This window comes from Bradyrhizobium sp. B120 (assembly GCF_049075665.1).
In the GTDB taxonomy this organism is placed as follows: Bacteria; Pseudomonadota; Alphaproteobacteria; order Rhizobiales; family Xanthobacteraceae; genus Bradyrhizobium.
On sequence record NZ_CP185242.1, the window covers coordinates 5,338,173 to 5,361,109 of the forward strand.

The 22,937-nt window shown below is 64.8% G+C and carries 28 protein-coding genes; 4 read left to right on the plus strand and 24 right to left on the minus strand.

Annotation, left to right across the window (positions count from 1 at the left end; genetic code table 11):
* Nucleotides 1–4: 4 nt before the first annotated feature.
* The 3 genes from ACOIX3_RS24700 to ACOIX3_RS24710 form a co-directional block, all read right to left on the minus strand.
* A complete protein-coding gene (locus tag ACOIX3_RS24700) occupies nucleotides 5–1,162 on the minus strand; it encodes a DUF2652 domain-containing protein (protein ID WP_420964662.1) in 1,158 nt (385 codons plus the stop codon).
* Nucleotides 1,163–1,396: 234 nt separating this feature from the next.
* Nucleotides 1,397–2,245 (minus strand): alpha/beta fold hydrolase, encoded by an 849-nt coding sequence (locus ACOIX3_RS24705; RefSeq protein WP_420964663.1) that lies wholly within the window; start codon nucleotides 2,243–2,245, stop codon nucleotides 1,397–1,399.
* Nucleotides 2,242–2,610: a hypothetical protein gene (locus ACOIX3_RS24710; protein ID WP_420964664.1), complete on the minus strand. Its 369-nt coding sequence runs from the start codon at nucleotides 2,608–2,610 to the stop codon at nucleotides 2,242–2,244. Before ACOIX3_RS24710 ends, ACOIX3_RS24705 begins: the two co-directional genes overlap by 4 nt.
* A gap of 497 nt (nucleotides 2,611–3,107) precedes the next feature.
* On the opposite strand from ACOIX3_RS24710, the gene ACOIX3_RS24715 reads away from it, so the two are divergent.
* Nucleotides 3,108–3,359, plus strand: coding sequence for a hypothetical protein (locus tag ACOIX3_RS24715; RefSeq protein WP_212309792.1), 252 nt, complete (start codon nucleotides 3,108–3,110; stop codon nucleotides 3,357–3,359).
* Between the two features lie 63 nt (nucleotides 3,360–3,422).
* On the opposite strand, the gene ACOIX3_RS24720 is transcribed toward ACOIX3_RS24715, so the two are convergent.
* The 4 genes from ACOIX3_RS24720 to ACOIX3_RS24735 form a co-directional block, all read right to left on the minus strand.
* Nucleotides 3,423–3,662 carry a DUF6719 family protein gene (locus tag ACOIX3_RS24720; RefSeq protein WP_050402822.1) on the minus strand — a complete coding sequence of 80 codons (240 nt, stop codon included), beginning with the start codon at nucleotides 3,660–3,662 and terminating at the stop codon, nucleotides 3,423–3,425.
* 190 nt (nucleotides 3,663–3,852) lie between these two features.
* A complete protein-coding gene (locus ACOIX3_RS24725) occupies nucleotides 3,853–4,569 on the minus strand; it encodes an outer membrane protein (protein ID WP_420964665.1) in 717 nt (238 codons plus the stop codon).
* Nucleotides 4,570–4,930: 361 nt separating this feature from the next.
* Nucleotides 4,931–5,371: a hypothetical protein gene (locus tag ACOIX3_RS24730; RefSeq protein WP_420964666.1), complete on the minus strand. Its 441-nt coding sequence runs from the start codon at nucleotides 5,369–5,371 to the stop codon at nucleotides 4,931–4,933.
* 214 nt (nucleotides 5,372–5,585) lie between these two features.
* Nucleotides 5,586–5,906 (minus strand): His-rich protein BRANT, encoded by a 321-nt coding sequence (locus ACOIX3_RS24735; protein ID WP_420964667.1) that lies wholly within the window; start codon nucleotides 5,904–5,906, stop codon nucleotides 5,586–5,588.
* 286 nt (nucleotides 5,907–6,192) lie between these two features.
* Here ACOIX3_RS24735 and ACOIX3_RS24740 point away from each other — a divergent pair, with 286 nt between their 5' ends.
* Nucleotides 6,193–6,738 carry a tetratricopeptide repeat protein gene (locus ACOIX3_RS24740; RefSeq protein WP_375775366.1) on the plus strand — a complete coding sequence of 182 codons (546 nt, stop codon included), beginning with the start codon at nucleotides 6,193–6,195 and terminating at the stop codon, nucleotides 6,736–6,738.
* A 98-nt stretch (nucleotides 6,739–6,836) separates the two neighbouring features.
* Here ACOIX3_RS24740 and ACOIX3_RS24745 read toward each other — a convergent pair whose 3' ends face one another.
* The 12 genes from ACOIX3_RS24745 to ACOIX3_RS24800 all read right to left on the minus strand — a co-directional run bounded on the left by ACOIX3_RS24745 (nucleotide 6,837) and on the right by ACOIX3_RS24800 (nucleotide 18,453).
* On the minus strand, nucleotides 6,837–7,796 hold the full coding sequence (locus ACOIX3_RS24745; protein ID WP_420964668.1) for a DUF1932 domain-containing protein: 960 nt from the start codon (nucleotides 7,794–7,796) through the stop codon (nucleotides 6,837–6,839).
* 127 nt (nucleotides 7,797–7,923) lie between these two features.
* On the minus strand, nucleotides 7,924–8,199 hold the full coding sequence (locus ACOIX3_RS24750) for a hypothetical protein (RefSeq protein ID WP_420964669.1): 276 nt from the start codon (nucleotides 8,197–8,199) through the stop codon (nucleotides 7,924–7,926).
* Nucleotides 8,200–8,377: 178 nt separating this feature from the next.
* Entirely contained in the window at nucleotides 8,378–8,674 is a 297-nt protein-coding gene (locus ACOIX3_RS24755) for a copper-binding protein (RefSeq protein WP_420964670.1), read from the minus strand.
* A 29-nt stretch (nucleotides 8,675–8,703) separates the two neighbouring features.
* Nucleotides 8,704–9,165, minus strand: coding sequence for a cupredoxin domain-containing protein (locus ACOIX3_RS24760; protein WP_249131580.1), 462 nt, complete (start codon nucleotides 9,163–9,165; stop codon nucleotides 8,704–8,706).
* 56 nt (nucleotides 9,166–9,221) lie between these two features.
* The gene (locus ACOIX3_RS24765) at nucleotides 9,222–10,577 is read right to left on the minus strand and encodes a multicopper oxidase family protein (RefSeq protein WP_420964671.1); all 1,356 of its coding nucleotides are present in this window, start codon (nucleotides 10,575–10,577) and stop codon (nucleotides 9,222–9,224) included.
* Between the two features lie 12 nt (nucleotides 10,578–10,589).
* Nucleotides 10,590–12,008: a TolC family protein gene (locus ACOIX3_RS24770; RefSeq protein WP_420964672.1), complete on the minus strand. Its 1,419-nt coding sequence runs from the start codon at nucleotides 12,006–12,008 to the stop codon at nucleotides 10,590–10,592.
* Between the two features lie 9 nt (nucleotides 12,009–12,017).
* Complete coding sequence (locus tag ACOIX3_RS24775) at nucleotides 12,018–12,329, minus strand: hypothetical protein (RefSeq protein WP_420964673.1); 312 nt, start codon at nucleotides 12,327–12,329, stop codon at nucleotides 12,018–12,020.
* Nucleotides 12,330–12,406: 77 nt separating this feature from the next.
* Entirely contained in the window at nucleotides 12,407–12,859 is a 453-nt protein-coding gene (locus tag ACOIX3_RS24780) for a hypothetical protein (RefSeq protein ID WP_420964674.1), read from the minus strand.
* A gap of 89 nt (nucleotides 12,860–12,948) precedes the next feature.
* The gene (locus tag ACOIX3_RS24785; RefSeq protein WP_420964675.1) at nucleotides 12,949–16,152 is read right to left on the minus strand and encodes an efflux RND transporter permease subunit; all 3,204 of its coding nucleotides are present in this window, start codon (nucleotides 16,150–16,152) and stop codon (nucleotides 12,949–12,951) included.
* Nucleotides 16,149–17,612: an efflux RND transporter periplasmic adaptor subunit gene (locus ACOIX3_RS24790; RefSeq protein WP_420964676.1), complete on the minus strand. Its 1,464-nt coding sequence runs from the start codon at nucleotides 17,610–17,612 to the stop codon at nucleotides 16,149–16,151. The genes ACOIX3_RS24785 and ACOIX3_RS24790 overlap by 4 nt, the downstream gene beginning before the upstream one ends.
* Entirely contained in the window at nucleotides 17,609–18,016 is a 408-nt protein-coding gene (locus ACOIX3_RS24795; protein WP_420964677.1) for a FixH family protein, read from the minus strand. The genes ACOIX3_RS24790 and ACOIX3_RS24795 overlap by 4 nt, the downstream gene beginning before the upstream one ends.
* Before the next feature lie 101 nt (nucleotides 18,017–18,117).
* The gene (locus ACOIX3_RS24800; RefSeq protein WP_420964678.1) at nucleotides 18,118–18,453 is read right to left on the minus strand and encodes a hypothetical protein; all 336 of its coding nucleotides are present in this window, start codon (nucleotides 18,451–18,453) and stop codon (nucleotides 18,118–18,120) included.
* 304 nt (nucleotides 18,454–18,757) lie between these two features.
* On the opposite strand from ACOIX3_RS24800, the gene ACOIX3_RS24805 reads away from it, so the two are divergent.
* Nucleotides 18,758–18,913 (plus strand): hypothetical protein, encoded by a 156-nt coding sequence (locus ACOIX3_RS24805; protein ID WP_420964679.1) that lies wholly within the window; start codon nucleotides 18,758–18,760, stop codon nucleotides 18,911–18,913.
* Between the two features lie 70 nt (nucleotides 18,914–18,983).
* Here ACOIX3_RS24805 and ACOIX3_RS24810 read toward each other — a convergent pair whose 3' ends face one another.
* The gene (locus ACOIX3_RS24810; RefSeq protein ID WP_420964680.1) at nucleotides 18,984–19,625 is read right to left on the minus strand and encodes an NrsF family protein; all 642 of its coding nucleotides are present in this window, start codon (nucleotides 19,623–19,625) and stop codon (nucleotides 18,984–18,986) included.
* Nucleotides 19,622–20,179 (minus strand): sigma-70 family RNA polymerase sigma factor, encoded by a 558-nt coding sequence (locus tag ACOIX3_RS24815; protein ID WP_420964681.1) that lies wholly within the window; start codon nucleotides 20,177–20,179, stop codon nucleotides 19,622–19,624. The genes ACOIX3_RS24810 and ACOIX3_RS24815 overlap by 4 nt, the downstream gene beginning before the upstream one ends.
* Before the next feature lie 247 nt (nucleotides 20,180–20,426).
* On the opposite strand from ACOIX3_RS24815, the gene ACOIX3_RS24820 reads away from it, so the two are divergent.
* Nucleotides 20,427–20,645: a GDCCVxC domain-containing (seleno)protein gene (locus ACOIX3_RS24820; RefSeq protein WP_342711876.1), complete on the plus strand. Its 219-nt coding sequence runs from the start codon at nucleotides 20,427–20,429 to the stop codon at nucleotides 20,643–20,645.
* 133 nt (nucleotides 20,646–20,778) lie between these two features.
* Here ACOIX3_RS24820 and ACOIX3_RS24825 read toward each other — a convergent pair whose 3' ends face one another.
* The 3 genes from ACOIX3_RS24825 to ACOIX3_RS24835 form a co-directional block, all read right to left on the minus strand.
* The gene (locus ACOIX3_RS24825; protein ID WP_420964682.1) at nucleotides 20,779–21,687 is read right to left on the minus strand and encodes a heme o synthase; all 909 of its coding nucleotides are present in this window, start codon (nucleotides 21,685–21,687) and stop codon (nucleotides 20,779–20,781) included.
* A 100-nt stretch (nucleotides 21,688–21,787) separates the two neighbouring features.
* A complete protein-coding gene (locus ACOIX3_RS24830) occupies nucleotides 21,788–22,195 on the minus strand; it encodes a cytochrome C oxidase subunit IV family protein (protein ID WP_342728355.1) in 408 nt (135 codons plus the stop codon).
* Nucleotides 22,196–22,204: 9 nt separating this feature from the next.
* Nucleotides 22,205–22,927: a heme-copper oxidase subunit III family protein gene (locus ACOIX3_RS24835; protein WP_342728354.1), complete on the minus strand. Its 723-nt coding sequence runs from the start codon at nucleotides 22,925–22,927 to the stop codon at nucleotides 22,205–22,207.
* Nucleotides 22,928–22,937 lie beyond the last annotated feature (10 nt).

Below are 22,937 nucleotides of genomic sequence, written 5' to 3' on the forward strand. Positions count from 1 at the left end.
ACCTTCAGCCGCGTGCGCCCGATTTCACCGGCTCGCTCAGGAAGCGCCCGCTCGATCGCGCCGGCGTCGGCTCCTCCACAGCGTCAACGGCAGGCTGCTTGCCTTCCACCATCGATCGCAGGCCGGCCACCGCCTGGGTCATCCGTTCGGCGAATTTGGCCGCGGCGCCATCGAGGAACGCCCGGTCCTTCGGCTTCGGCTTGGCGATCCGCAGCTCGAAACGGGACGTTCCGTCCGGGCCGTCGAGAACGGCCCGGGTCATGATGATGCGCGGCGCTCCGGGCACCGGCAGCGTGATGCCGACCGTGAAGTAATCGACCGGACGCCAGTCGAGCGTCTCCTCGACGTTGGTATGGTTGCCGTGCGCACAATGATTCTTGGTGCCGACACCGCGTCGCCCCTTGCCTGACTCCTCGACGATGTCGTCGGCGTCCCACCATTTCTGCCAATGCCCGGGCACGGTGATGAACTCCCACACCGTCTGCCGCGGCGCGGCGATGTCGAACTCCAGTATCGCGTAGGCGTCTTCGCGCGTCACCTCCATCCGCATTTGCGCGTCGTCGTGGCGCCACGCCGCCTCGAGATCGCGCGCCCACAGCGTCACATCGCCGATGATGTCGATGGTTTCCTGATGCGGGATCAGACCTTGTGCCGCCGGGTCGACGCCCATGGCACGGATCGCCGCGTCGCTGTAGAGCGCGTAGGCGCGCCCGCCGACCTTCTCGCCCACCGTGTTCTTGAGCAGCCGGTGGACCAGAATGACGTCGCGCCCGGCGAGCTCTTCCCTGCCGCCCATCTTCTGCTTCACCATCTCGCCGTGATGGACGACGAATTTGAAATCGAGATCGCCCATCGCGACGCAGGCCTTGCACTCGCAGGTCGAGGCCTGGCGAACGTCGCGCAGGCGCCGGCGGAATTTGAAATAAGCGCCCTCGATCGCGTCCTGCAGCAGCGAGCCGTCGATTGTCCCGGTCGAGTAGACGAAGGCGGCGTCGCCCTCGAACTTGGCGAGGCGAAACGGCGGGCGCAGCCCTTTCACCACCACGTCCATGAAATCGGCGATGATGTCCTGTGCATGGTCGAGCTCGACCGCCGCGAGGAAGTTGGTATAGCCGGAAATGTCGGCAATCGCGAAATATGCCGCTTCAGCCTTCGGAAGCATGGAGACCTCCCGCGTAACCTTTTCGTGCGATGACGCAGTCTGTCACACCGTATCGCGATCCGCGACCACTGTAAGCCGCCGCGCTCCGGCAAGTAGGCCGCTGTCTTTATCCCACCGCCCCGTCATGCCCGGGCTTGTCCCGGGCATCCACGTCTTGGTCTCCCATGCCAGGAAAGACGTGGATGGCCGGGACAAGCCCGGCCATGACGGATGCAGCACGTCCGGGCGCTAAAGTCAGCCGCCGCCGATCTTCTCCAGCACCGGCAGCAGATGCTTCAAGAACTCGGCTGGATTCTCGCTCATCGGGAAATGCCCGAGGCCCTTCATGATGGTGACCTCACTGCCGGCAATCCTGTTTGCCGCCGCCAGCGTCTCCTCCGGCGTGCAGGAATAGTCGTACTCGCCCGACAGCAGGAACAGCGGGCAGCGTTTGGTGTCGATCTCGGCTATGCGGGCGCGGATATCGCCGTCGATCTTGTAGAAATAGAGGTCGCCCTTGAACACGCCGGGCCCGCCCTGCATGTAGTGCCACAGCGTCTCCCACCGCTCTTTGTCGGGCGCGTCGGGCCCGACCAGACCCGAGACGATGGCGGCTGCGACCTCGCCGCCATGGACGTCCGGCCGGTGCAGGAAATTCAGGTCGTAATAGGGATCGACATGCGCGCCGGCCTGCAGGCCGATGATCGCGCGGAAGCGTTCGGGATGCTCGAGCGCGAGATGCAGCGCGATCCGGCCGCCGATCGAGCAGCCGATCACGATCGGCCGGTCGAGATCGAGCGCCTCCATCACGTCCAGGATCATCGCCGTGTATTGCGCCGAGGTGAGCTGGTACTCCTCGTCGTGCCAGCCCTGGGGCGGCGACGACTTGCCGTGCCAGGGCATGTCGAAGGCGATGACGCGATGGTTGCGCGTGACCCTGACATCGTTCATCAGGCCGCGATATTGCCGCCCGTCGGCGCCCGCGGTGTGCAGGCAGAGCAGCGGCGTGCCCTCGCCGGCCTCCTCGACATAGACGCGGTGCGCCCGGCCGGACAGCTCGAGATGCATGTAGCGGCCGATGATCGGCTCGAATTTGGCGCTCATGCGGCGGCTCCCTCGCGGCGCAGCTTGCCGAGCGCCTCCTTGAAGTAACGCAGGTTCGCCATGAAGATCTGCAGCTCGCCCTCGGCCTTCAGCACGCGGCGCTTGATCAGCGCCATCAGGTCGTTGGAGCCCGGCGGCGGCCGCTTTTCGCAGAACCGGTCCCACTCCTCGTCCGAGGTGCGCAGCGCAAACGACGACGACGGCATCACGAACGGGCCCTTGGTCACCGCCACGATCCGGCCCTCATGGATCGCGATCAGCCAGGCGGCCTTGCCGATCTCGAGCAGGAATGTCGTGGTGAGGTAACGGCCGCGCCGCACCAGGCCGGCGTCGCAATTGACCCGTTCCTTCAGCATCTCGATCATGACAGCTCCACCCCGATCGCGGCCCGTCCGCGCAGGCCGCGGCGGGCACTTGTTCTGCCGGCAATGATGGAAGGAATGGCCGGGCCGTCAATCGGTGTCGGCGTCGCGCGGCCACGGCGTTTTCGCGTGGGCCGCTACATAAAGGTTTTGGCTTGAGCCAAGTTTCCCTAGAGCCACGACCAGACCAGCGCCACGTTGGCGGCACAGGCTGCGAGCAGCACAACCGCAAGCGCGAGTTGCACGCGTTCGTAGGGGGGCTGGTGGATCGCTCTCATGGCTCGGAGCATCCGGCGATTCTACCCGAGGAGTCCCGGGGATTCTTTTTTCCGGGGTTTACCGCTCATTAAGGACTCAGGCCCCTCCGGCGAAAGGTCCGAAATGACTCATGTTTTCAGATGCTTGCCCGAATCCAGCTCACGGTTCCGTGATCGGAACGGCGATCTCGCGTGAAACCCGGGACGGGCCTTGGCGTTGTCGGTTGTTTGGGGAAACGACGAATGCCGTACGCGCTATTCTATCAAGACGCCAAGCTGAGCAAGGCCTACCCGACCGAGGCCGATGTCTGGAAGCTGGCCCGGAAGTCGGGCCTGGTGGTGGATACCGTCTCCGAGGAGGAGAAGTCCTCGCCGCGCCCGGTGCTGGACAATGACTACGAAATCCGGCCGTGCCAGCCCGAGCCGAACGAGGACCCGGTCAAGAACAAGGCCGATGCCGATCGCGAAGCACGTCTGGAGCCGCGGTTGAACTGAGGGACAGCGGGTCGTCCGGTGCGCATGGGCGGACCGGATGCCGATGCGGCCGTCGTGCTGCCCTTACGGCGTCGCCGTCGCCAGCGACGCCTGTTCGGCGGCGAGCGAGACGCAGATCTTCCGCCGATGCAGACCGCGGATCGACCCGGTCACCTTGAGCACCTTGCCGGCCGTGCAGGAGGCGTCCTGCACGAACACGACCTCGTAAGGCGCAAGCGCCAAGGGTTCGGATTTGAGGATGGTCTGGGCGAAGCACGGCACGGAGACCGCAGAGATGATCAGCCCTAACGCAAAACTACGCATGTTTGTTTGTCCACCAGCCCGGCGATCCCACAATAGCGCATCACGATGAAAGTTCCGTGCAATGCAGGAATTATTTTTTGCATTGCACGATCAGGCCTGAACATCGGGTGAATGTGGGGGCAAGCGGCAGACCAATGAAAAAGGCCGACCCGAAGGCCGGCCTTTCGATCTCGATGATACGAAGACGCGATCAGTAGCGGGAGCCGACCGGACCGCCCCAGCCGAAGCGGTAGTTGACCCCCAGCTTGACGGTATGCTCGTCGTTCCGGAAGCTCGCGCCGACGATGTCGGCCGGACCGCTGGTGAAATTGGTCTTGCCGAAATTGTAGTACTGGTACTCGGCCTTCGCCGACCAGTTCGGGGCGAACATGTATTCGAGGCCCGCGCCGACCGTGTAGCCGTCCTTGTGACCGCCATCGGTGGTGAAGGCCGCCGGCACGCCGCCGACCGACGCCGTAATGTTGTTGTTGTCGCGCCAGGCATAACCGCCCTTGGCGTAGAGCAGCGCCGGTCCCCAGGTGTAGCCGAGGCGACCGGTCACCGAACCGAGTTGGTCGGTATTGCCGGTCACGACCGTTCCGGCGGGGAACGTCAGGCCATTGTTCGAGGAGCTCGGCAGCCAGGAGTACTGCGCCTCGATGCCCATCACCCAGTTGGGCGCGAACTGATAGTCGAAGCCGCCCTGCACGCCACCCATGAAGCGCGCGTCGCTGCCCATCAGGTTGCTGCCGTCGGTGAACGCGCCGCCGACATGGCCGCCGATATAGAAGCCGGTCCAGTTGTAGACGAGCGCGGGGGCGGTATAGGGCGGCGGTGCCTTGGTATAGGTGCGGGCCGGCATGTCAGCCGCAAATGCCGGGCCCGCAAGGGCGGCCAGCGCGACTGTGCCGAGCAAAAATGTCTTCATCTTTGATCCCCGTTACGAACGCTGCGCTGTTAAGCCAAACAACGTGACGCCAATTAGGTTGCTTTGGGGCAATGCCTGACCTGTGATGTTTCCGAGCTGTGACAGGGTCGCAACAACGCCCGTTTGTTCCTTGGCACAGAAGGGTTTTTTCACCGGTTAAGCAGCCGTATTTCGGCTGTATGTAAGTCGCAAACGGCTAAGGTGAAGTTCAGCGCTCCCCGAAAAGTGATCAGAGCTCGCTAACGGTCCGGTGAGGCTTGCGACAACCCGCCGCGCCCCAAAGCGCGATGAGATCGCGCTTTGGCTCCTTCTCTGGGCATGATCTTGTCGGAAAACCGCTTCGCACTTTTCCGGATCATGCCTAGCGCGACATCTTTTCCAGATCCGGAAATGCCGCGTAGGACGCACCGGCGCAGGGCTCGGCGGCGCTGTCGAGGATGCGGTCGAGCCGGCCGTCGACGAACAGGACGCCGCGCTCCCGGGCAGGGCGGTAATTGCCGTCGGTCTCCTTTGCGCTGTAGCGCAGGCAGACAACGTAGCGCTGCCGGCCGCCGACCGTGCGCTGCACCGGCTCGGCAATCCCGCCTTCGCGGACTCCGACCGGATTGTTCAGGTAGGTCCTCATGAAGGCCAGGATCTGGTCGCGGTACCTGTCCGGAAACGGCTGGTTGGCGACGCCGCGATCGTCGGTAAAGGTGGTCGAGCTGCCGCCGTCGTCGCTGGTGAGGCAGCCGGCAAGCGGCATCGAGAGCAGCACGATCGCCGCCAGTTTTGATGAAGTCCGCAAAGTCAGCTGTTTCATGTTGCCCCGGCCGCGTCTCATAAACCGCCAGGCGGGGAATTCGCAACTCGGTTGTTGCCGCCCCGACGCACTCCGGCCCGTCGCCATTGGGGAAGCAATGGACGGACGGGCCGGTTCTGCATCCCCGCGCAAAGGCTTTGCCTTTGTCGCGGAGGGCGCCGCGGGGCAATGTGGATCGAACGACGCCCCTCGGATCAGGTTCAGTCGCGCTTGATCAGCCGCGCTTGGCCGGCACGACGTGCTTGGTGGCGACCTTCGCGTGGACGCGCTTGGTCGCATGCTTCGGCGCCTTCACCTTCAGCATGCCCATGTGCTTGTGGTGGCGGTGATGGCGATAGTGCTTGTGGTGCATCTTGGCGTTGGCGTTGCGCACCTTCGACGGCAGCTGCTCGCTCTTGATGACGGGGGCGGCCTTGGTCGCCGGGGCGGTCGTGGTCACCGGCGCGGGCGCAGCAGTCTTGCCGGCCTCAGCGGCGAGCGCGGGCGCTGCGATCACGGACATGGCGAGCAGCGCGGCGGAAATCGTCTTCAGCATGGTGGTCTCCTCTGCGGGATCGAGAGGTTTCCGGCCGGATGGTCGGCCTCACCGATCAATGCACGTGACCTTATGGGCCGCGCACTGAACCCGTTCTGAAGGGCATGGACGGAATTCATTCATGTGAATGACATCTTGGTCATGTTGGCCTGCCCCTGCCGGCCGATCGCAGGATCACGCAATCGTGGCATCGGCCGGGAATGTTCTGCACCCTCGGGTGTTCAAGTCAGCAGGCTTGGGTGTAGGATTACCGAGCACGATCAGGAACGATCAGGAGCAACCAGGAATGAGCAGGACGACGAAGTTTTTGGGCCTCGCAGTGCTCTCGATGACCCTCGCCGCCGGGCCGGTCATCTCGGCCTACGCCGCAGGCGGTGACAATCCCTCGCCGCCGGCTTCCGACAGCGGCAGCAAGGGCAAGAAGGCGAAGAAGGACAAGAGCTCCGCGATCGACGATCAGAAGTTCCTGGCCGGCTATCACGCCGCCTATGCCACGATCTACGACAAGCACGACTATACTGCCGCGATCGAGCAGCTGAAGGCGCTCGGCCAGGATGACCGTGCCGACGTCGCCAACCTGATCGGCTATTCCTATCGCAAGCTCGGCGACTACAAGGTCTCGCAGGTCTGGTACGAGCGCGCGCTCAAGGCCGATCCGGCCCATGTGCGCACCTGGCAGTATTACGGCCTCTGGCAGGTCGAACAGGGCAACCGCGATCAGGCGCAGTACCACCTGAACCGCATCGCCCAGCTCGCCGGCACCAGCAGCGATGAATATCGCTCGCTCGCCGCGGCGCTGGAGAAGCCCCCGGGCACCGGCCTGGTTTACTGAGCTAGGCAACCGTTCAAACATCGAGCCGGCGCAGTCACAATGACTGCGCCGGCTTTTTGCTGATCCCACGAACTACGACTCTTGCGCCATCCTGCCGACTACGCCTGCGGCAGGTCGGCCATCCGTGCCACATAGGCATCGAGCACGTCGTCGGCGCTGTAGGCCTGCCGCTTCGCGAAATCATCGCGCAGGCCGAGCTTGGCCGACGTCCTGAGCCGCGCGGCGGTTGCTTCGGTCATGATCGGCTGCAGGCCGATCTCGCGCAGCCCCTCCGCGACGCCGTCCATCTCGACCGCGCGGCGCTCGGCGTGCAGCACGTCGGTGCGCACGCACATGTCGACGAATTTGCTGTAGCGCGTCGCATCCATCGGTTCGCAAATGCCACGCAGCGCCTCGCTGCGCACCCCGGCCAGCGAGGCGGCGGTCAGCGCCTCCACGATCAGCGCCTCCATGCCCTTGGTCACCACGCTGCGCAGCATCTTCACCGCCGCGGCGGTGCCGGCCTCCGGGCCGGCGAGCTCGACGGTGAAACCCAAAGGCGCAAACAATTCGGCGAAGCGCGCGGCGCCATCGCCTGAGCAGTACAGCGGCACCGCCGCGCCGTAGATGCTGACCGCGCCCATCAAATTGGCATCGACGAAGGCGCCGCCGTTCGCCGCAACGGCATCGCCAACCAGCCGCTTGGCCCTGGGCGTCGAGGCATTGAGATCGACCACCAGCATGCCAGGCCGAACCAGGCTGGCTATGGCCTCGCCGACCGGCACGGCGGTGGCGACGACGACCGCGGAGAACACAATGTCGGCACGCGCCATCAACGCGGACAGGCTGTCGACCAGTTCAACCCCGCATGCGGACGCCATGCCCCGGAACCCTTCCGAGTATGGCGGACGATTGGTCTTGCCGTCGCAAAACACCAGCGGCGCCGGACCCCCCTTGGCCGCAAGATGTGCCGCGAAGCATTGCGCGGCCTCTCCGAAGCCGACGAAGCCGATCATCTGCTGGGTCATGCGAATGCCTTGCGTCATGTCGTGAGCGCCCGCCGTCGCGATCACGCCCATCGCATGGCGCTCCGTCCGCGACCGGGCCCGCATCACAACCAGACTCTAGCAAGAACCGTGCCCGCTACTCAGGATCGTGCAGCCGCAGTCGGCGAGGGCCCGGCGAGATCCCCAGGATTGCCGACAGTTACGGGTAGTGCTCGAGGCGCCGGTCTGGCTTTTTCGGACGACTCGCACCGACCGTATTGCCATCAGCGCTTTCCGCCGGTTTCGCCGGGTGCGCGGCCTTCGCCATCGGCTGGCCGCTATCGCCGGTCTGCTTGCCGGTATTGATCGCCTGGCCGGTGGTGATGTTGGCGGCCTGCCCGGCTCCCGCTGAGCCGGCCGATGGACCGGAGCTCTGCGCCAACACGGTTCCCGATAGCACCAATGCCGCCATCAGTATTGCCGCGTTGACTGTCATGGAGGGGGCCTTCTGCGCACGAATGATGCACAGCAACGCGCCGCTGCCACGGACGTTCCCCCGGCACCATCATTTAAGGTAAATGCAAGGCGAACTCCCGCGCCCGCGGTTGCTGGGGCTGCCGGCGGTGCTTCAGCCGACAGCCCCTGGTGCGCGGAGCGACGAGACAGGTGTCGCCTCACTTCGCCTTCTGGATCGCGGTGACGGTGTAGCCGCCGTCGCCCTCCTGGGCTTCGAACTTGACCTTGTCGCCGACCTTGACCTGCTTGAGCAGCGCGGGATCCTTGACCCGGTAGACCATCGTCATCGGCTCGTCCATGCCGAGGCTCTTGGCCGGGCCGTGCTTGAGCGTGATCTTGCCGGCGCCCTCGTCGATCTTCTTGACCTCGCCGTTGATGGCTGCGGCCTGCGCGAAAGCGCCGCCCAATGTCACCGCCAGCACAGCTGCGGCTGCAATCCGGATCATCCTGTTCATCGTCGTTGTCCTTTCTCTCGTTGCTGGTTTCATTTCACGATGACGCGGCCGGTCATCCCGTAGTCGCGGTGATCGGGGATCAGGCAGGAATATTCGAACGTCCCGGCCTTGGTGAACTTCCAGACGATCTCCGCGGTCTTCTTGGGCGCGAGGCGGACGCCGTTCGGATCGTCATGCTCCATATGCGGATGCTTCTTCATCACTTCGGCATGCTTCAGATTCTCCTCGGTGGTCGCGAGCAGGAATTCGTGATCCTCGGTGCCGGCATTCTTGATCACGAAGCGGATCTGTTCGCCGCGCTTGACCTCGATGCGGAACGGCGTGAACTCCATCTCCTTCATCTCGACCTCGACCGTGCGCGACGGCTTGCTGGGATCGCCGGGCTCGCCGGCCGAATAGGATTGGTGACCGTGTTTTTCATGGCCGCGCGACGGCGCCGCGGTGATCGACAGCGCAATGAGGGCGATGCCGATCGTGGTGCGGTGATTCATTGGATTCTCCATTCTGAGTTTGTTGCTTGCTTTTCGTTGGCCGGCGCGTCGATCCGCTACATCTTCATTCCCTTCATCGATGGCTTGGCTTTTCGCTCCGGAGCCGCCGGCGGCTGACGCGCGGGCTCGACGGTGGGCGCGTCGACCTCATAGGCAACGGTGCCCGCCGGATAATTGTAGGGACCGGGATCGGCGTAATCGTCGCGGCCGAGCCCCTCGCGGATCTTCATCACGGTGAACATGCCGCCCATCTCGATCGGCCCGAACGGTCCCGTGCCGGTCATCATCGGCAGCGTGTTGTCGGGCGCGGGCATCTCCATGTTGCCCATCGCCATGCCGGTTGATCCCATTGCCATGGCGTCGGGCGCGAGCTTGCCGACCGCCTTCGCCAGATCCTGGCGCGACACCCCGATGAAGTTGCGCACGTCGTGGCCCATCGCGTTCATGGTGTGGTGCGACTTGTGGCAATGGAACGCCCAGTCGCCGGGATTGTCGGCGAGCATGTCGAACGCCCTGACGGCGCCGACCGGCACGTCCGTCGTGGTCTCCGGATATTGCGCGCTCTGCGGCACCCAGCCGCCGTCGGTGCAGGTCACCGCGAAATTGTGCCCGTGCACATGGATCGGATGGTTGGTCATGGTCAGATTGCCGATCCGCACGCGGATCCTGTCGCCGAGCCGGATCGGCATCGGATCGATGCCGGGATAGACCCGGCTGTTCCAGGTCCACATGTTGAAGTCGGTCATCTCGTTGACCTTCGGCAGATAGGTGCCGGGGTCGATGAGGTAGCTGCTCATGATGAAGACGAAGTCGCGGTCGACCGGGCGGAACGCCGGATCGCGCGGATGCACGATGAACATGCCCATCATGCCCATCGCCATCTGCACCATCTCGTCGGAATGCGGGTGGTACATGAAGGTCCCGCTGTGCTTCAGCTCGAACTCGTAAACGAAGGTCTTGCCCGGCTTGATGTGCGGCTGGTTGAGGCCGCCGACGCCGTCCATGCCTGATGGCACGATCATGCCGTGCCAGTGCACCGTGGTATGTTCAGGCAATTTGTTGGTGACGAAGATGCGGACCTTGTCGCCCTCGACCGCCTCGATGGTCGGTCCCGGCGCCTGGCCGTTATAGCCCCACAGATTGGCCTTCATGCCGTCGGCGAATTCGCGCACCACCGGCTCGGCGACGAGATGGAATTCCTTCCAGTCGCCGTTCATCCGCCAGGGCAACGACCAGCCGTTGAGCGTCACCACGGGCCGGTAGTCGGGCCCGCTGGTCGGATGCAACGGCGGCTGCATCACCGCCCTGTCCATGGTCGGCGCCTCCGGAATGGCGGCAGCCTGGACGCGGCCGCTGACCGCGCTTGCCGTGACCAGCGCCGCGCTGCCCAAAAATCCTCGACGTGAAAACATCTACGTCTCCTCTCAATGATCGCCGGCCGCAGGCGCGGTCGAGGCGATGGCGGATGGTGTCGATGGCGCGGCCGCCGGGCCGCCGCCGTTGATCGCGGTCTGCAGGTCGGATTGCGCCAGCCAGAAGTCGCGTCTGGCGTCGATCGCGGCGCGCAGCGAGCCGAGCCGCTGCCGCGCTTCGGTCAGCAGCGCGAACACGTCGACCTGCATGCTGGAGAAGCGCAGCTGCATCTCCTCGGTGATGATCTGCCGCAACGGCAACACCTCGCGCTGGTAGTGGCTCGCGATGTCGTACGTGGAGCGGTAGACGCGGTAGGCGTCGCGCGCCTCGGAGCGGACATTGATGGCCTTCTCGGTCAGGCGGTTCATCGCCTGCCGGTAGGTCTCGGCCGCCTGCCGCACCCGCACTTCGCCGCCGTCGAAGATCGGAATCTGGAACTGGACATCGAAGCCGCGCTCCCTGAATGGCGGGCCTTCCGGATCGCGCGTCCGCCTGTCGATGCCGGCGACATCGAGCAGCGTGACGAAGCGCGTCGCCTCGGTGAGATCGAGCGCCTTGGCGAGAGCTACGATCTCCATCCGCGCGATCTGCAGATCGACGCGATGACCGACCGCCGCGACCTCGATCGACGGCTGTTCCAGTGGCCGCTTCGGCAGCAATGGCAACTTGCTGGGGAGTCGGAAGCCGAGATCGCCGTCCCAGAGCCCGAGCAGACGCGCGAGCCGCTCGCGCGAACTCGCCGCATTCTGCCGCGCGCTGGCGAGGTCCGCCGTGATCTCGGCGTAGAACACCTGCTCGCGGGCCTGGTCGAGCTTGTTCATGCCGCCGGTCTCGCCGAGTTTTTTGGCGAGCTGCGCGGTCGATTCGGCAGTCGCCTTCGCGTCCGTCAGCAGCGCGACCGTCTCGTTCGCGGCCACAGCCGCGACATGGGCACGCCGCACCTCGGCGGCGAGCCGCAAGGTAGCGAGCGCGGTCCTGAGCTGCGCCTGGCGGAAGCGTTCGCGCGCGATCTCCGAGCGCGCCGGCAAGGTCGCCAGCGCCAGGATGTCGCCGACCACCTGCCGCTCGACCTCGCTGGCGCCGTTGCCGGTGATGCGCGAGACCGAGAAGGTCGGATTCGGCGGCAGGCTGTCGGCGACGAGATCCGTCTCCGCCAGCGCCAGCTCGTTATAGGCAGCCTGCAAACCCCGGTTGTTCAGCAGCGCGAGCTGGACGGCGGCATCCGCGGTCAGGTTGCGCGCCAGCAGCCGCTTCACCGCGGCGTCGACGGTTGTGGCTTCGTCTTTGGTGCGAACGAAAGCAACGTCCTTGCCGATCGCCTTCTCGGTCACATCGGAGACGACGCCCATGCCGCTGTCGGGCGAGAACGACGCGCATCCCGCGAGCGCGGATGTCAGCAGCAGGATCGGCGCGATGGCCAGATGTCGCATGGCGCGCCCCTACCGATCAGATTTGGTTTGCGGCGTCACACCGTCGTTGCGCTCGCGCCAGGGCAGCGGCGTCGCCGGACGCAGGCTGCTGTAGGGCGCGATCGTCGAGCGGTAGCCGACGCTGGCCGTGCGCGCCGACGGGTTTGCCGGATCGCCTGCGGCGGCAAGCGGCCGGCCGTCGGCCATGCAGCCGGCAAGCGGTGCGGCCGCGAGGATGGCGGAGGCGATCCGCAACACGAATGTGGGTGGCGCGCGCCGGCCAAGCCGGTTGCCACGTCGTGTGGCCACGGCGGCGAGCCTCGCCCCGAAATGCGAAAACATGGATCTGTCCCGATCGTCAGATGAATGACAGGCATGCGCCCGCGAGCGCGCGGCGCAGCCACGATGTCAGCTGAGGATCAGGCGATGGGGGGACGATAGAGCCGCGCGGGCGCCTCGCCGTGCAGGCTCTGGAAGGCTTCAGTGAGACGGGTCGCGATCGGATGCAAGGGAGCAGCGACGGACGGAAGATCGGCCGGCAGCGCCGACACGCACATCATCGCGCAGCACGGTCCCGGCGCGTTCTTGCCGTCGTGGCTGTGCTTGACCGGTGCTTCAGCGCCATCGGCGGCGTGATGCATATGCATGCTGCCGTGATCGTGGCCGGCATGATCGTGCACGGCGCCATCCGCATGCGCCATCGAGGCATCATGCACGTGCGCCATGGCGACTGGCTGGACCTCATCGGTCAGGCACGGAAACGGCGCCCCGAATGCAAGCGCGATGGACGGCGCGAGGACGCAGAACAGATAGGCCAGGATGATGGAACATCCCGCCCGTACCCGCCCTGACCTCGTCAACCGCACCAACACCTGCGTGATCGCCCCGAACTCGCCTCGCCCGCACCGCGACTGCAAATCAGTTGGCCGCGAACCGCCATCCTATATACCCCCGCAGGGTATCATTCAATCCAGTTTGAACCCGCCAACGAATTCCCCGCCCCTGCTACACGCTGTCGCACGACCGGCGCAGCGACATCCGCTTCCGGCACCCTCGCGCGAAGCGCAAAGCCCTTCACGACGGCGAAGATCGCGGGAATCACGATCAGCGTCAGCAAGGTCGACGAGATCATACCACCGATCATCGGCACCGCGATGCGCTGCATGATCTCGGAGCCGGTGCCGGTGCTCCACATGATCGGCAATAGCCCGGCCATGATGGCAACTACCGTCATCATCTTCGGCCGCACCCGCTCGACCGCGCCCTCGATGATCGCGTGGTTGAGATCGTCGCGACCGATCGCGCGGCCCTCGGCAGCGCGACGCGCGGTGACCTCGGCCAGCGCCTGGTTGAGATACATCAGCATCACGACGCCGGTCTCGGCGGCGACACCGGCCAGCGCGATGAAGCCGACCGCGACCGCAACCGACAGGTTGAAGCCGAGCGCCCACATCAGCCAGAGCCCGCCGACCAGCGCGAATGGCAGCGACAGCATCACGATCATGGTCTCCGCCACCGAGCGGAAGTTGAGGTAAAGCAACAGGAAAATGATCAGAAGCGTCACCGGCACGACGATCTTGAGCCGCGCCGCGGCGCGTTCGAGATATTCGTATTGCCCGCTCCAGACCACGTAGGTGCCGGGCGGAAACTGCACGGCGGCCTGCACCGCGTGCTGCGCATCCGCGACATAGCCGCCGAGATCGCGATCGCGGATGTCGACATAGATGTAGGTCGCGAGTTGCCCGTTCTCGGTCCGGATCGTAGTCGGCCCGCGCGCCGGCGTGATATCGGCGACCTCGCCGAGCGGCACGGCTCCGCCCGCCGGCATCGGCACCAGGATGTCGCTGGCAATCGCGGCCGGATTGTCGCGCAGTTCGCGCGGATAGCGCATGTTGACGGTGAAGCGCTGGCGTCCTTCGACCGTCGTGGTCACGGTCTGACCGCCGAGCGCGGTAGCGATCGTGTCCTGCACGTCCTGCACCGCGATGCCGTAGCGCGACAACGCCTCGCGGTTCGGCGTGATCTCGAGATAGTAGCCGCCGAGGCCGCGCTCGGCATAGGCCGACGAGGTGCCGGGCACGCCCTTCACGACCTGCTCGACCTGGCGGGCGAGCTTGTCGATCACGGCGAGGTCGGGGCCGATCACCTTGACGCCGACCGGCGTCCGGATCCCGGTCGACAGCATGTCGATGCGCGCCTTGATCGGCATGGTCCAGGCATTGGAGACGCCGGGGAATTGCAGCGCCTTGTCCATCTCGGCGATCAGGCCGTCGAGCGTGAGGCCCTTGCGCCATTGCTGTTTCGGCTTGAGGTTGACCACGGTCTCGAACATCTCCGACGGCGCCGGGTCGGTCGCGGTCGCGGCGCGGCCGGCCTTGCCGTAGACCGAGACAACCTCGGGAAAGCTGCGGATGATGCGGTCCTGCATCTGCAGCAGCTCGGCCGCCTTGGTCACCGAGATCCCCGGCAGCGTGGTCGGCATGTAGAGCAGCGTGCCCTCGTTGAGGTCGGGCATGAACTCGGTGCCGAGTTGCCGGGCCGGCCATACCGTGACGGCGATCGCTGCGAGCGCGAGCAGGATCACCAGCGTCTTGGCCCGCAACACGCCGTTGATGACCGGACGATAGATCCAGATCAGGAAGCGATTGATCGGGTTCTTGTGCTCGGGGACGATCCTGCCGCGGACGAAGATCACCATCAGCGCCGGCACCAGCGTCACCGACAGCAGCGCGGCTGCCGCCATCGCAAACGTCTTGGTGAAGGCGAGCGGCGAGAACAGCCGCCCCTCCTGCGACTCCAGCGTGAAGATCGGCATGAACGACACGGTGATGATGAGCAGGCTGAAGAACAGCGCCGGTCCCACCTCCGCCGCGGCCTCGATCAGGATCGCGACCCGTGACCGGCCGGGCTCGGCCCGCTCCAGGTGCTTGTGCGCGTTCTCGATCATCACGATCGCCGCATCGATCATGGCGCCGATCGCAATCGCGATGCCGCCGAGGCTCATGATGTTGGAGCCGATCCCGAGCAGCTTCATCGCGCCGAACGCCATCAGCACGCCGACCGGCAGCATCAGGATCGCGACCAGCGCGCTGCGGACATGCAGCAGGAACACGAAGCAGACCAGCGCGACCACGACGCTCTCCTCGAACAGCGTGCGCTTCAGCGTGTCGATCGCCGCATAGATCAGGTTGGACCGGTCATAGACCGGCACGATCTCGACCGACTTCGGCAGGCTGGTCGCGATCTCCTTGAAGCGCTTCTTGACGTTTTCGATCACGTCGAGCGCATTGACGCCGAAGCGTTGCAGCACGATGCCGCTCGCCACCTCGCCCTCACCGTTCAATTCGGCGATGCCGCGCCGCTCGTCGGGGCCAAGCTCGACGCGGGCGACGTCGCGCAGCAGCACCGGCGTGCCGTTGTCGGTCTTGAGCACGATGTTGCCGAGATCGTTGATATCCCTGAGATAGCCCTTGCCGCGAATGACATATTCGAACTCGGAGAGCTCGACGGTGCGGCCGCCGACATCGGCATTGCTGGCGCGGATCGCATCGCGCATCCGCTGCATGGTGATGCCGCGGTCGCGCATCCGCTGCGGATCGAGGATCACATTGTACTGCTTGACGAAGCCGCCGACGCTCGCGACCTCGGCGACGCCTTCGGCCCTGGCGAGCGCGAATTTCAGATTCCAGTCCTGGATGGTGCGGGTGTCGGCAAGATTCAACTCTTTCGACATCACGGCATACTGGTAGACCCACCCCACCCCGGTCGCATCGGGACCGATGGTCGGCGACACGCCGGCCGGCAGCCGCGACGCCGCGCCGTTGAGGAATTCGAGCACCCGCGATCGCGCCCAGTAGATGTCGGTGCCGTCCTCGAAGATGACGTAGACGAAGGAGACGCCGAAGAACGAGAAGCCGCGCACGACCTTCGACTTCGGCACCGTCAGCATCGCCGTGGTCAAGGGATAGGTGACCTGGTCCTCGATCACCTGCGGCGCCTGGCCGGGATACTCTGTGTAGACGATGACCTGGGTGTCGGAGAGATCGGGGATCGCATCGAGGGGCAGATGCAGCAACGCGTAGAGGCCCGTGGCGGCCGCGAAGCCGGTGCCGAACAGCACCAGCAACAAATTGCGCGCCGACCAGGCGATGACACGGGCAATCATGGCCGACCTCCGTCCGTCATCTGACCGTCGGCCGCTGCCGCTTGCGCGGCGCCGGCCTCGGCAAAGCCCTTGATCGCCGCCTTCAGGTTGCTTTCGGCGTCGATCAGGAAGGTCGCCGAGGTGACGACCGCATCGCCTTCGGCAATCCCGTCGCGGATCTCGACATAGCCGTCGCCGCGCCGCCCGAGCTTGACCTCGCGCGGCTCGAACCGCCCATTGCCGCGGTCGATCAGCACGGTCTGGCGGCTCCCGGTGTCGAGGATGGAGTTTTCCGCCACCGTCAGCACCGGCGCCGCGCTGCCAATGTCGATCTCGGCGTCGACATACATGTCCGGCAGTAGCGCGAGATCGGCATTCTGCAATTCGATCCGTACCCGCGCGGTGCGCGTATCCTTGTTGACCTGCGGATAGATCACGCTGATCTGGCCCATGAACGCGCGGCCGGGATAGCTGCGGGCCCGCACCGCGACCTTCTGCCCGACCACGATGTTGCCGAGATCGCGCTCGGCGACATCGACCAGCGCCCACACGACAGAGACGTCGGCGATCCGGAACAGCACGTCGCCAGGCTGGGCCCGCATGCCCTCGATCGCGGCACGCTGCAGCACGATGCCGTCACGCGGCGACAACCACTGGATCGCGAGCGGCACCGTGTGGTTTTTCTCCATCTCGGCGATGACGGTCTCGGGAACGTCGAGATTGGTCAACCGCTGTTTGGAGCCGCGTCCGTAGGGCTCGATATTCGCGATCGCTTTCGAGGTCATGGTCGCGACATATTCGGCCGCCGCGGACGACACCGCAGGGCTGTAGATCTCCATCAACGGCTGCCCCTTGGTCACCCGGCTGCCGGTCGTGATGTCGGCGACCTTCTGCACATAGCTCTCGGCCCGCATCGCGATGACGGAGACCCGCCGTTCGTCGAGCTGGATCGTGCCGGGGGCACGGACCAGCGTGCGGATGCGGCGCAGCTCCGCCGCTTCGGATTTGACGCCGGTGCGCTGGATTTTTCCGGGCGACAGTCTGATCGAGCCGTCGTCGCTGTCCTCGCCGTCGTAGACCGCGATGTAGTCCATCCCCATGGAATCCTTCTTCGGCACCGGCGAGGTGTCGGGAAGGCCCATCGGATTGCGATAATATTTGACCTTGCGCTCGCCCTTGGCGGCCGTGGCGTTGCTGTCCGCCGGCATCGCCATCGGCGCTGCCGGCTCGTCGAAGCTGAGATCGGCGCCGGCGGCGACCGGCTGGTAGTCGCGGCCGTCAGGCGTCTTCTTCAGCGTCAGCGAGTAGGACGGCTTGCCGTCCGGATCGCGGAAATAGATCGGCGCGCCGGCTTCCGCCGCCTGCGCGGCTGAGGCGGCAAGATTTGCGCCCGGCCACGGCGGCAGGCCGCGACCAACATATGCGACGCCTGCCGCTGCAACGATCGCAGCGGCAACGCCTGCCAGTGCGAGCCGGTTCATTTCCCGGCCGTGACGACGAGCTTGCTTTCGACCGTGCCGGTCTCGCCCTGCACCTTCGCGCCGAGCGACAGCTGCCAACGCCCGGCCATGCCGAAGTTCGCCTTGAACCGATAGGTGCCGGGTTCGGTCCCCGGCATCGGCGTGACCTTGGTGGCCATCTCCTGCATGCCGTCCGGCGCCATGTCGAGCCGCGTCGCGAAGATCACGGCGTCAGGTACGGCCTTGCCGGTCTTCATGTTCATGAGCCGGACGGTGACGACCTTGTCCGGACCGGCCTGGACGGTCTGGTCGACGAGCTGGAATTCGTAATCCTTGATGTCGGCGAGCGCGACAGTGGCGGTGCCAGTCAGCGCTAGGCCGATGAGCGCGGCCGCTACGGCACGCGACGTATTGAACGACGTCATTTCGTTTCATTCCTCGATTGGATTTGGTCCGCCGCTTGCGCGGCATGCGACGTCCACGCGCCCCAGAGGTCGCGCGGCAGCACCGGCGCTTGCGGCGCCAGTCAGACCAAATGTCGAGGAGGATGGTCGGGAGGCGGGCGGACCAGCCCGTCAGCGACCAGATCGTCATGCGGATGCAATTGCAGCTGCGTCGACGGCCGCACCGCGAGGCCGACGGTCGATGGTCCCGCGTGCAGGACCTTCAACATGCAAATCGCAACCAGGGGACAATCCCGGCAATCATTGCTGTTCTGCTTGTCGGGGCAGCACGGCATATCGGCGGTCATGTCAGACATGTCCGCCATCTGGCTCATACCGGCCAGCGCAGATCCGGCCGCCGCGGGCACAGCCAGCGGCGCAATTGTCAGGCCTGCCGTCACGAGGACGGCGAGCAGCAATCTGAACAATTGGCGAACATTCATGTCGCGACAGTCTCACAAAGGACGGGTGCTGAAAAGGTCACCCTGTTCACAACTGCACCAGCGGGCGATTGGGTGGTTAATCGTTCATCCCGGCCTGGCGCCCGCATGCCGCGGCTATTGATATGGAGATTTCGGGCCACCGTGATAACGCCACGGCGTCCGGGTACCCTCCGGGGCACTTGCCGGTTGCAAGCCCGCCGCTCCCTGATCGTAGCCGAATGCAGACATCGGGTCGCGTTGCGCGGCAACCGTACCCGCCGGTGCGGTTTCTGAGGCCTCGTTGGGCAAGTATCTCCTGTCGGAGGCGGTCAGGCCCGCCTGCGCGGTTGCCGACGCCACCACCAGCGGCGCGAGGATTGAGAAGGCAAGAAGGCATTTGTTGATCGACATCATCGGCTCCATCATTTTCCTGAAGCGCATTGATTTGCGCTTCTGATCATGAGTTCGGAGCCAATGTTTCCCCGGTTACACGCTCACGCCGACGTGAGAGGTCTGGTCGCTGCCTTTCACCAGCGCAGCAGCCGCGGTCCTAGTAGCGCACCGGCAAGTGTGCACAGCACGATCGTGCCGCCGTACCACAGCGCGACAAAGGGCAACGAGTCGTCGGTGCAGTGGAGTGCATAGGCGACGGCGCTCACACCACCTGCGACAAGGCCGCCGAACGCCCCCGCCTGCACCAGATTGGTCGGCGCCGCCTTTCTGACTGCCCAGATCACCACGGCAAACGGCACGATCGCGATGATCGGAACCGAGATGAGGCATTCGAGCCATTGGTCTCCCATGACCATCCTGTCCCAGTGCGAGCTGGGGGCCTGTCCGAGGCTGATGGCGGCAAGCAGCATGATCGCCCCGAACGGGAGTGCGGCAAGTCCAAGCGAGATCTTTCGCTCGCCGCCCGGCCGCGCCAGCCGGGTCAGATAGACCGCCGCCGCGCCGACAGTCGCCAGCGCGAATGCGAGCTTCAGAAAGAGGAAGGTCACCGCGCGCGGCGTGGTCAGGTCGGCGCGGACGCCAAGCCCGGCAAGCACGAAGCCAAGCGCGGCGACCAGCGCCAGCCCGAGCGCGATAGCGACGGTCCGGCCGACCAGCCGCCGATCGACCGGCTCGACATTGTTGCTGAGCGTCGCGATGAGGTCATCGGTTTTCATGGCTTCGTCCTCCCGGCGATCAACGCGGCCAGAGCCTTCAGCCCGCGATGAATGCTGACCTTGACACTGGATTCCGATATGTCGCACCGCTGCGCCGCTTCTGCGACGCTCAATCCATCGAGCTTTACGGCCGCGATCGCACACTGCATGTTATCAGGCAATTGCTTGAGCAATCGCCTGAGGTCAAAGCTGCTCTCGGCGCCGATATGATCGTCATAGGCCGTGATGTCGTCGGCCTCATCGATCGGCACGTCGGCGCGCGAGGCCCGCGTGCGACGCAGGAAATCGATCAGCTTGTAGCGCGCGACCGCGTGTACCCAGGGCGTCAGTGGCTGTGCCGGGTCGTAGGTGTGCCGCTGGAGGTGAATTGCCAACACGGCCTCCTGCACCAGGTCCTCCGCCTCCGCCGCGCCGCGGCCGGTCCTCGCAAGCTTGCTCTTGTAGTAGGCACGCAAATGCCGGCTCAGGCGCTCCAGCAACGCCCGGTGGGCCGCCGCATCGCCATCCTGGCTGGCAAGCATCAGTGGCTTGAGCTCGTTTTCCGCGGTCGTCATGCAGCGCTTCTATGGTCTGGTTCGCTGAGGCGACCGGTTTGGTTACAGCCCGATCGGCCGGACCACGAATATTTTCGAAGCCGCGCCGGGTTTAGCTCAGTTCGCACATCATCCCGACAGTTTGCGGCTTCATCCCGGCTGGATAAGCCCGTCTTTGGCGACTGGCGATCACAATCCTGCCAGATGGGGCCTTGACCTGTGCAATCGCCGAAATGACATGAGGGACTGACCAACGGAGCCGCGGCCCATGCAACTCGTCTCCACCCTGACCTGTCCGGCCTGCGGATTTGCCGCGACCGAAACCATGCCGACCGATGCCTGCCAGTTCTTCTACGACTGCCGCGGCTGCGGCACCCGCCTCAAGCCGCTTGCCGGGGATTGCTGCGTGTTCTGCTCATACGGGACGGTCCCCTGCCCTCCGGTGCAGACGCGCGGCGCATGCTGTGGCGGATCAGGGGCAGCCTGAGCCCCCGCCACTGATTTGCCGGGCGGCGCACGCTCCCGCGGCGAAGATGTTTCGGTTTATCGGCTAGGCAGGCCCAGTCTCGCCGAGGCCAGCATGAAGCAAGCCCTGCGGCCGTCGATTCGAATGCGTCGCGTTAGTAGGACTGGGCGTAGGGTGCAGCATTCATCAGCAGCACACCAAAAAGAAGCACCAGATAGAGCATCGAAAACACGAACAAGCGACGAGCAGGCCGCCTTTCCTTGTCGTGGCTTCGACGTACCTGCCATGCGAGAAAGATCATGATCGCTCCCAGCATCGCCGCGGCCGCGCCATAGATGTCCCCCGCGAATCCCAGTGCATAGGGTAGCAGCGAGATCGGAACCAAAAGCGCGCTGTACAGAAGAATCTGGCGCTTTGTTTCGGTCTTGCCGGCGACCACCGGCAACATCGGCACACCGGCGCGGGCATAATCTCCAGCAAGATTGAGCGACAGCGCCCAGAAGTGGGGTGGCGTCCAGAGGAAGATGATCAAGAACAGGATGAGCGGCTCGAGCCCGACGCTTCCGGTGACCGCGACCCAGCCGATCACCGGAGGGAGTGCGCCAGCGGCACCGCCAATGACGATATTCTGCGGTGTTCGGCGTTTGAGCCACATCGTGTAGACCACGACGTAGAAGAAAATCGTGAAAGCAAGGAGTGCAGCAGCGGCCATGTTCAGCAAGGTGCCGAGGGCCAGGACCGCGCACGCGCCGAGCATCAATCCGAAAACCAGTGCTTCCGGGCGCGATACACGGCCGCCGGGAATTGGACGGATGGCAGTCCGCGCCATCACCGCATCGATGTCGGCATCGTACCACATGTTGAGCGCACCTGCGGCGCCGGCTCCCGCAGCTATGCAAGCAAGAGCAACGACGCCGGTGACGGGATCGATGCCGCCTGGTGCGACCATGAGACCGACCAGTGCGGTGAAGACGACCAGCGACATCACGCGCGGTTTCGTCAGTGCGACGTAGTCTCCGATGTTGGCATGGCTCCGGCGAAGAATTGAACGATTGATTTGCACGAGATTGATTCCTCGTCAGTTCGATACGCAAAAGGCCGTCGGTTGAAGGCCTCCTTCGCAGAGTCCCAGATGACGTGGCGAGTTCTCAGCCGTCCTGCCTCTAGCTCGCCGGCGCGAAAAACATGACCCGAAGCAGATGCGTATAGTCGGATTCGAACATCATGATCGCTACAAAGACCAGCACGAGCACCGGCGGCAACAGGATGGCGTAGGCCAACGCCAACCGCTCCCAGGCCATGTGCATGAACACGGCAACGATCAGGCCAGCCTTCAGCACCATGAACAGCAGGATCAGGGACCAGCGGAGATGGCCATGGATGCCGAAGAAGTCGACGAGGTATGAGCAGGTGCTGAGCACGAACAGCCATCCCCAGACCACGAGATAGAGCTTGATCGGATGCTGCTGGCCCTTGGCGTGCGTGGCTCCTGATGCGACTGCGTCGTGCACATACGCGTGCAGCCCATGTTGCGTTGCCTGCCCTTCCACATGTACCGCTGCGTTTGTCATGCGCCAACCTCACCAGAGATAGAAAAAGGCAAAGATGAACACCCACACCAGATCGACGAAGTGCCAGTACAGGCCCATGATCTCGACGATCTCGTAATACCCCCTGCGGCTCGTGAAGAAGCCGCGCCGCTCGACGTCGAAGTCTCCCCGCCAAACCTTTCGCGCGACGGCGATCAGGAAGATCACGCCGATGGTCACGTGGGTGCCGTGGAAACCGGTGATCATGAAGAAGCATGCGCCAAATTGCGGCGCGCCCCACGGGTTGCCCCACGGCCGCACGCCCTCCATGATCAGCTTGGTCCATTCGAAGGCCTGCATCCCGACGAACGTCGCGCCAAATGCCGCGGTGGCCAGCATCAAGGCTGCCGTTTTGGCGCGATCCCGGCGATAACCGAAGTTGACGGCCATCGCCATCGTGCCGCTGCTGCTGATCAGGATGAAAGTCATGATCGCGATCAGGATGAGCGGGATGTGCTTGCCGCCGAGATTGAGCGCGAAGACTTCGCTGGGATTGGGCCACGGCACGGTCGTCGACATTCGCGCCGTCATGTACGACAGCAGGAAGCAACTGAAGATGAAGGTGTCGCTCAGAAGGAAGATCCACATCATGGCCTTCCCCCAGGACACGTGCTTGAAGGCACGCTGGTCCGAGGCCCAGTCGGCGGCGATGCCGCGCAATCCGGGTATCGTGCCGGGCGACGTCTGGGGAGGTGCAAGTGTGGTTTCCGTCATCGCTTCCCGC

Bases quoted from the DNA above. Each gene is read 5' to 3' on its own strand.
- ACOIX3_RS24705 (WP_420964663.1), bottom strand. From the start codon at position 2,245: ATGAGCGCCAAATTCGAGCCGATCATCGGCCGCTACATGCATCTCGAG.
- ACOIX3_RS24740 (WP_375775366.1), top strand. From the start codon at position 6,193: ATGAGCAGGACGACGAAGTTTTTGGGCCTCGCAGTGCTCTCGATGACC.
- ACOIX3_RS24810 (WP_420964680.1), bottom strand. From the start codon at position 19,625: ATGAAAACCGATGACCTCATCGCGACGCTCAGCAACAATGTCGAGCCG.
- ACOIX3_RS24730 (WP_420964666.1), bottom strand. From the start codon at position 5,371: ATGAAACAGCTGACTTTGCGGACTTCATCAAAACTGGCGGCGATCGTG.
- ACOIX3_RS24815 (WP_420964681.1), bottom strand. From the start codon at position 20,179: ATGACGACCGCGGAAAACGAGCTCAAGCCACTGATGCTTGCCAGCCAG.
- ACOIX3_RS24760 (WP_249131580.1), bottom strand. From the start codon at position 9,165: ATGAATCACCGCACCACGATCGGCATCGCCCTCATTGCGCTGTCGATC.
- ACOIX3_RS24770 (WP_420964672.1), bottom strand. From the start codon at position 12,008: ATGCGACATCTGGCCATCGCGCCGATCCTGCTGCTGACATCCGCGCTC.
- ACOIX3_RS24720 (WP_050402822.1), bottom strand. From the start codon at position 3,662: ATGCGTAGTTTTGCGTTAGGGCTGATCATCTCTGCGGTCTCCGTGCCG.
- ACOIX3_RS24745 (WP_420964668.1), bottom strand. From the start codon at position 7,796: ATGGGCGTGATCGCGACGGCGGGCGCTCACGACATGACGCAAGGCATT.
- ACOIX3_RS24765 (WP_420964671.1), bottom strand. From the start codon at position 10,577: ATGTTTTCACGTCGAGGATTTTTGGGCAGCGCGGCGCTGGTCACGGCA.
- ACOIX3_RS24735 (WP_420964667.1), bottom strand. From the start codon at position 5,906: ATGCTGAAGACGATTTCCGCCGCGCTGCTCGCCATGTCCGTGATCGCA.
- ACOIX3_RS24775 (WP_420964673.1), bottom strand. From the start codon at position 12,329: ATGTTTTCGCATTTCGGGGCGAGGCTCGCCGCCGTGGCCACACGACGT.
- ACOIX3_RS24830 (WP_342728355.1), bottom strand. From the start codon at position 22,195: ATGACAAACGCAGCGGTACATGTGGAAGGGCAGGCAACGCAACATGGG.
- ACOIX3_RS24725 (WP_420964665.1), bottom strand. From the start codon at position 4,569: ATGAAGACATTTTTGCTCGGCACAGTCGCGCTGGCCGCCCTTGCGGGC.
- ACOIX3_RS24790 (WP_420964676.1), bottom strand. From the start codon at position 17,612: ATGAACCGGCTCGCACTGGCAGGCGTTGCCGCTGCGATCGTTGCAGCG.
- ACOIX3_RS24785 (WP_420964675.1), bottom strand. From the start codon at position 16,152: ATGATTGCCCGTGTCATCGCCTGGTCGGCGCGCAATTTGTTGCTGGTG.
- ACOIX3_RS24715 (WP_212309792.1), top strand. From the start codon at position 3,108: ATGCCGTACGCGCTATTCTATCAAGACGCCAAGCTGAGCAAGGCCTAC.
- ACOIX3_RS24710 (WP_420964664.1), bottom strand. From the start codon at position 2,610: ATGATCGAGATGCTGAAGGAACGGGTCAATTGCGACGCCGGCCTGGTG.
- ACOIX3_RS24820 (WP_342711876.1), top strand. From the start codon at position 20,427: ATGCAACTCGTCTCCACCCTGACCTGTCCGGCCTGCGGATTTGCCGCG.
- ACOIX3_RS24750 (WP_420964669.1), bottom strand. From the start codon at position 8,199: ATGACAGTCAACGCGGCAATACTGATGGCGGCATTGGTGCTATCGGGA.
- ACOIX3_RS24700 (WP_420964662.1), bottom strand. From the start codon at position 1,162: ATGCTTCCGAAGGCTGAAGCGGCATATTTCGCGATTGCCGACATTTCC.
- ACOIX3_RS24835 (WP_342728354.1), bottom strand. From the start codon at position 22,927: ATGACGGAAACCACACTTGCACCTCCCCAGACGTCGCCCGGCACGATA.
- ACOIX3_RS24795 (WP_420964677.1), bottom strand. From the start codon at position 18,016: ATGACGTCGTTCAATACGTCGCGTGCCGTAGCGGCCGCGCTCATCGGC.
- ACOIX3_RS24755 (WP_420964670.1), bottom strand. From the start codon at position 8,674: ATGAACAGGATGATCCGGATTGCAGCCGCAGCTGTGCTGGCGGTGACA.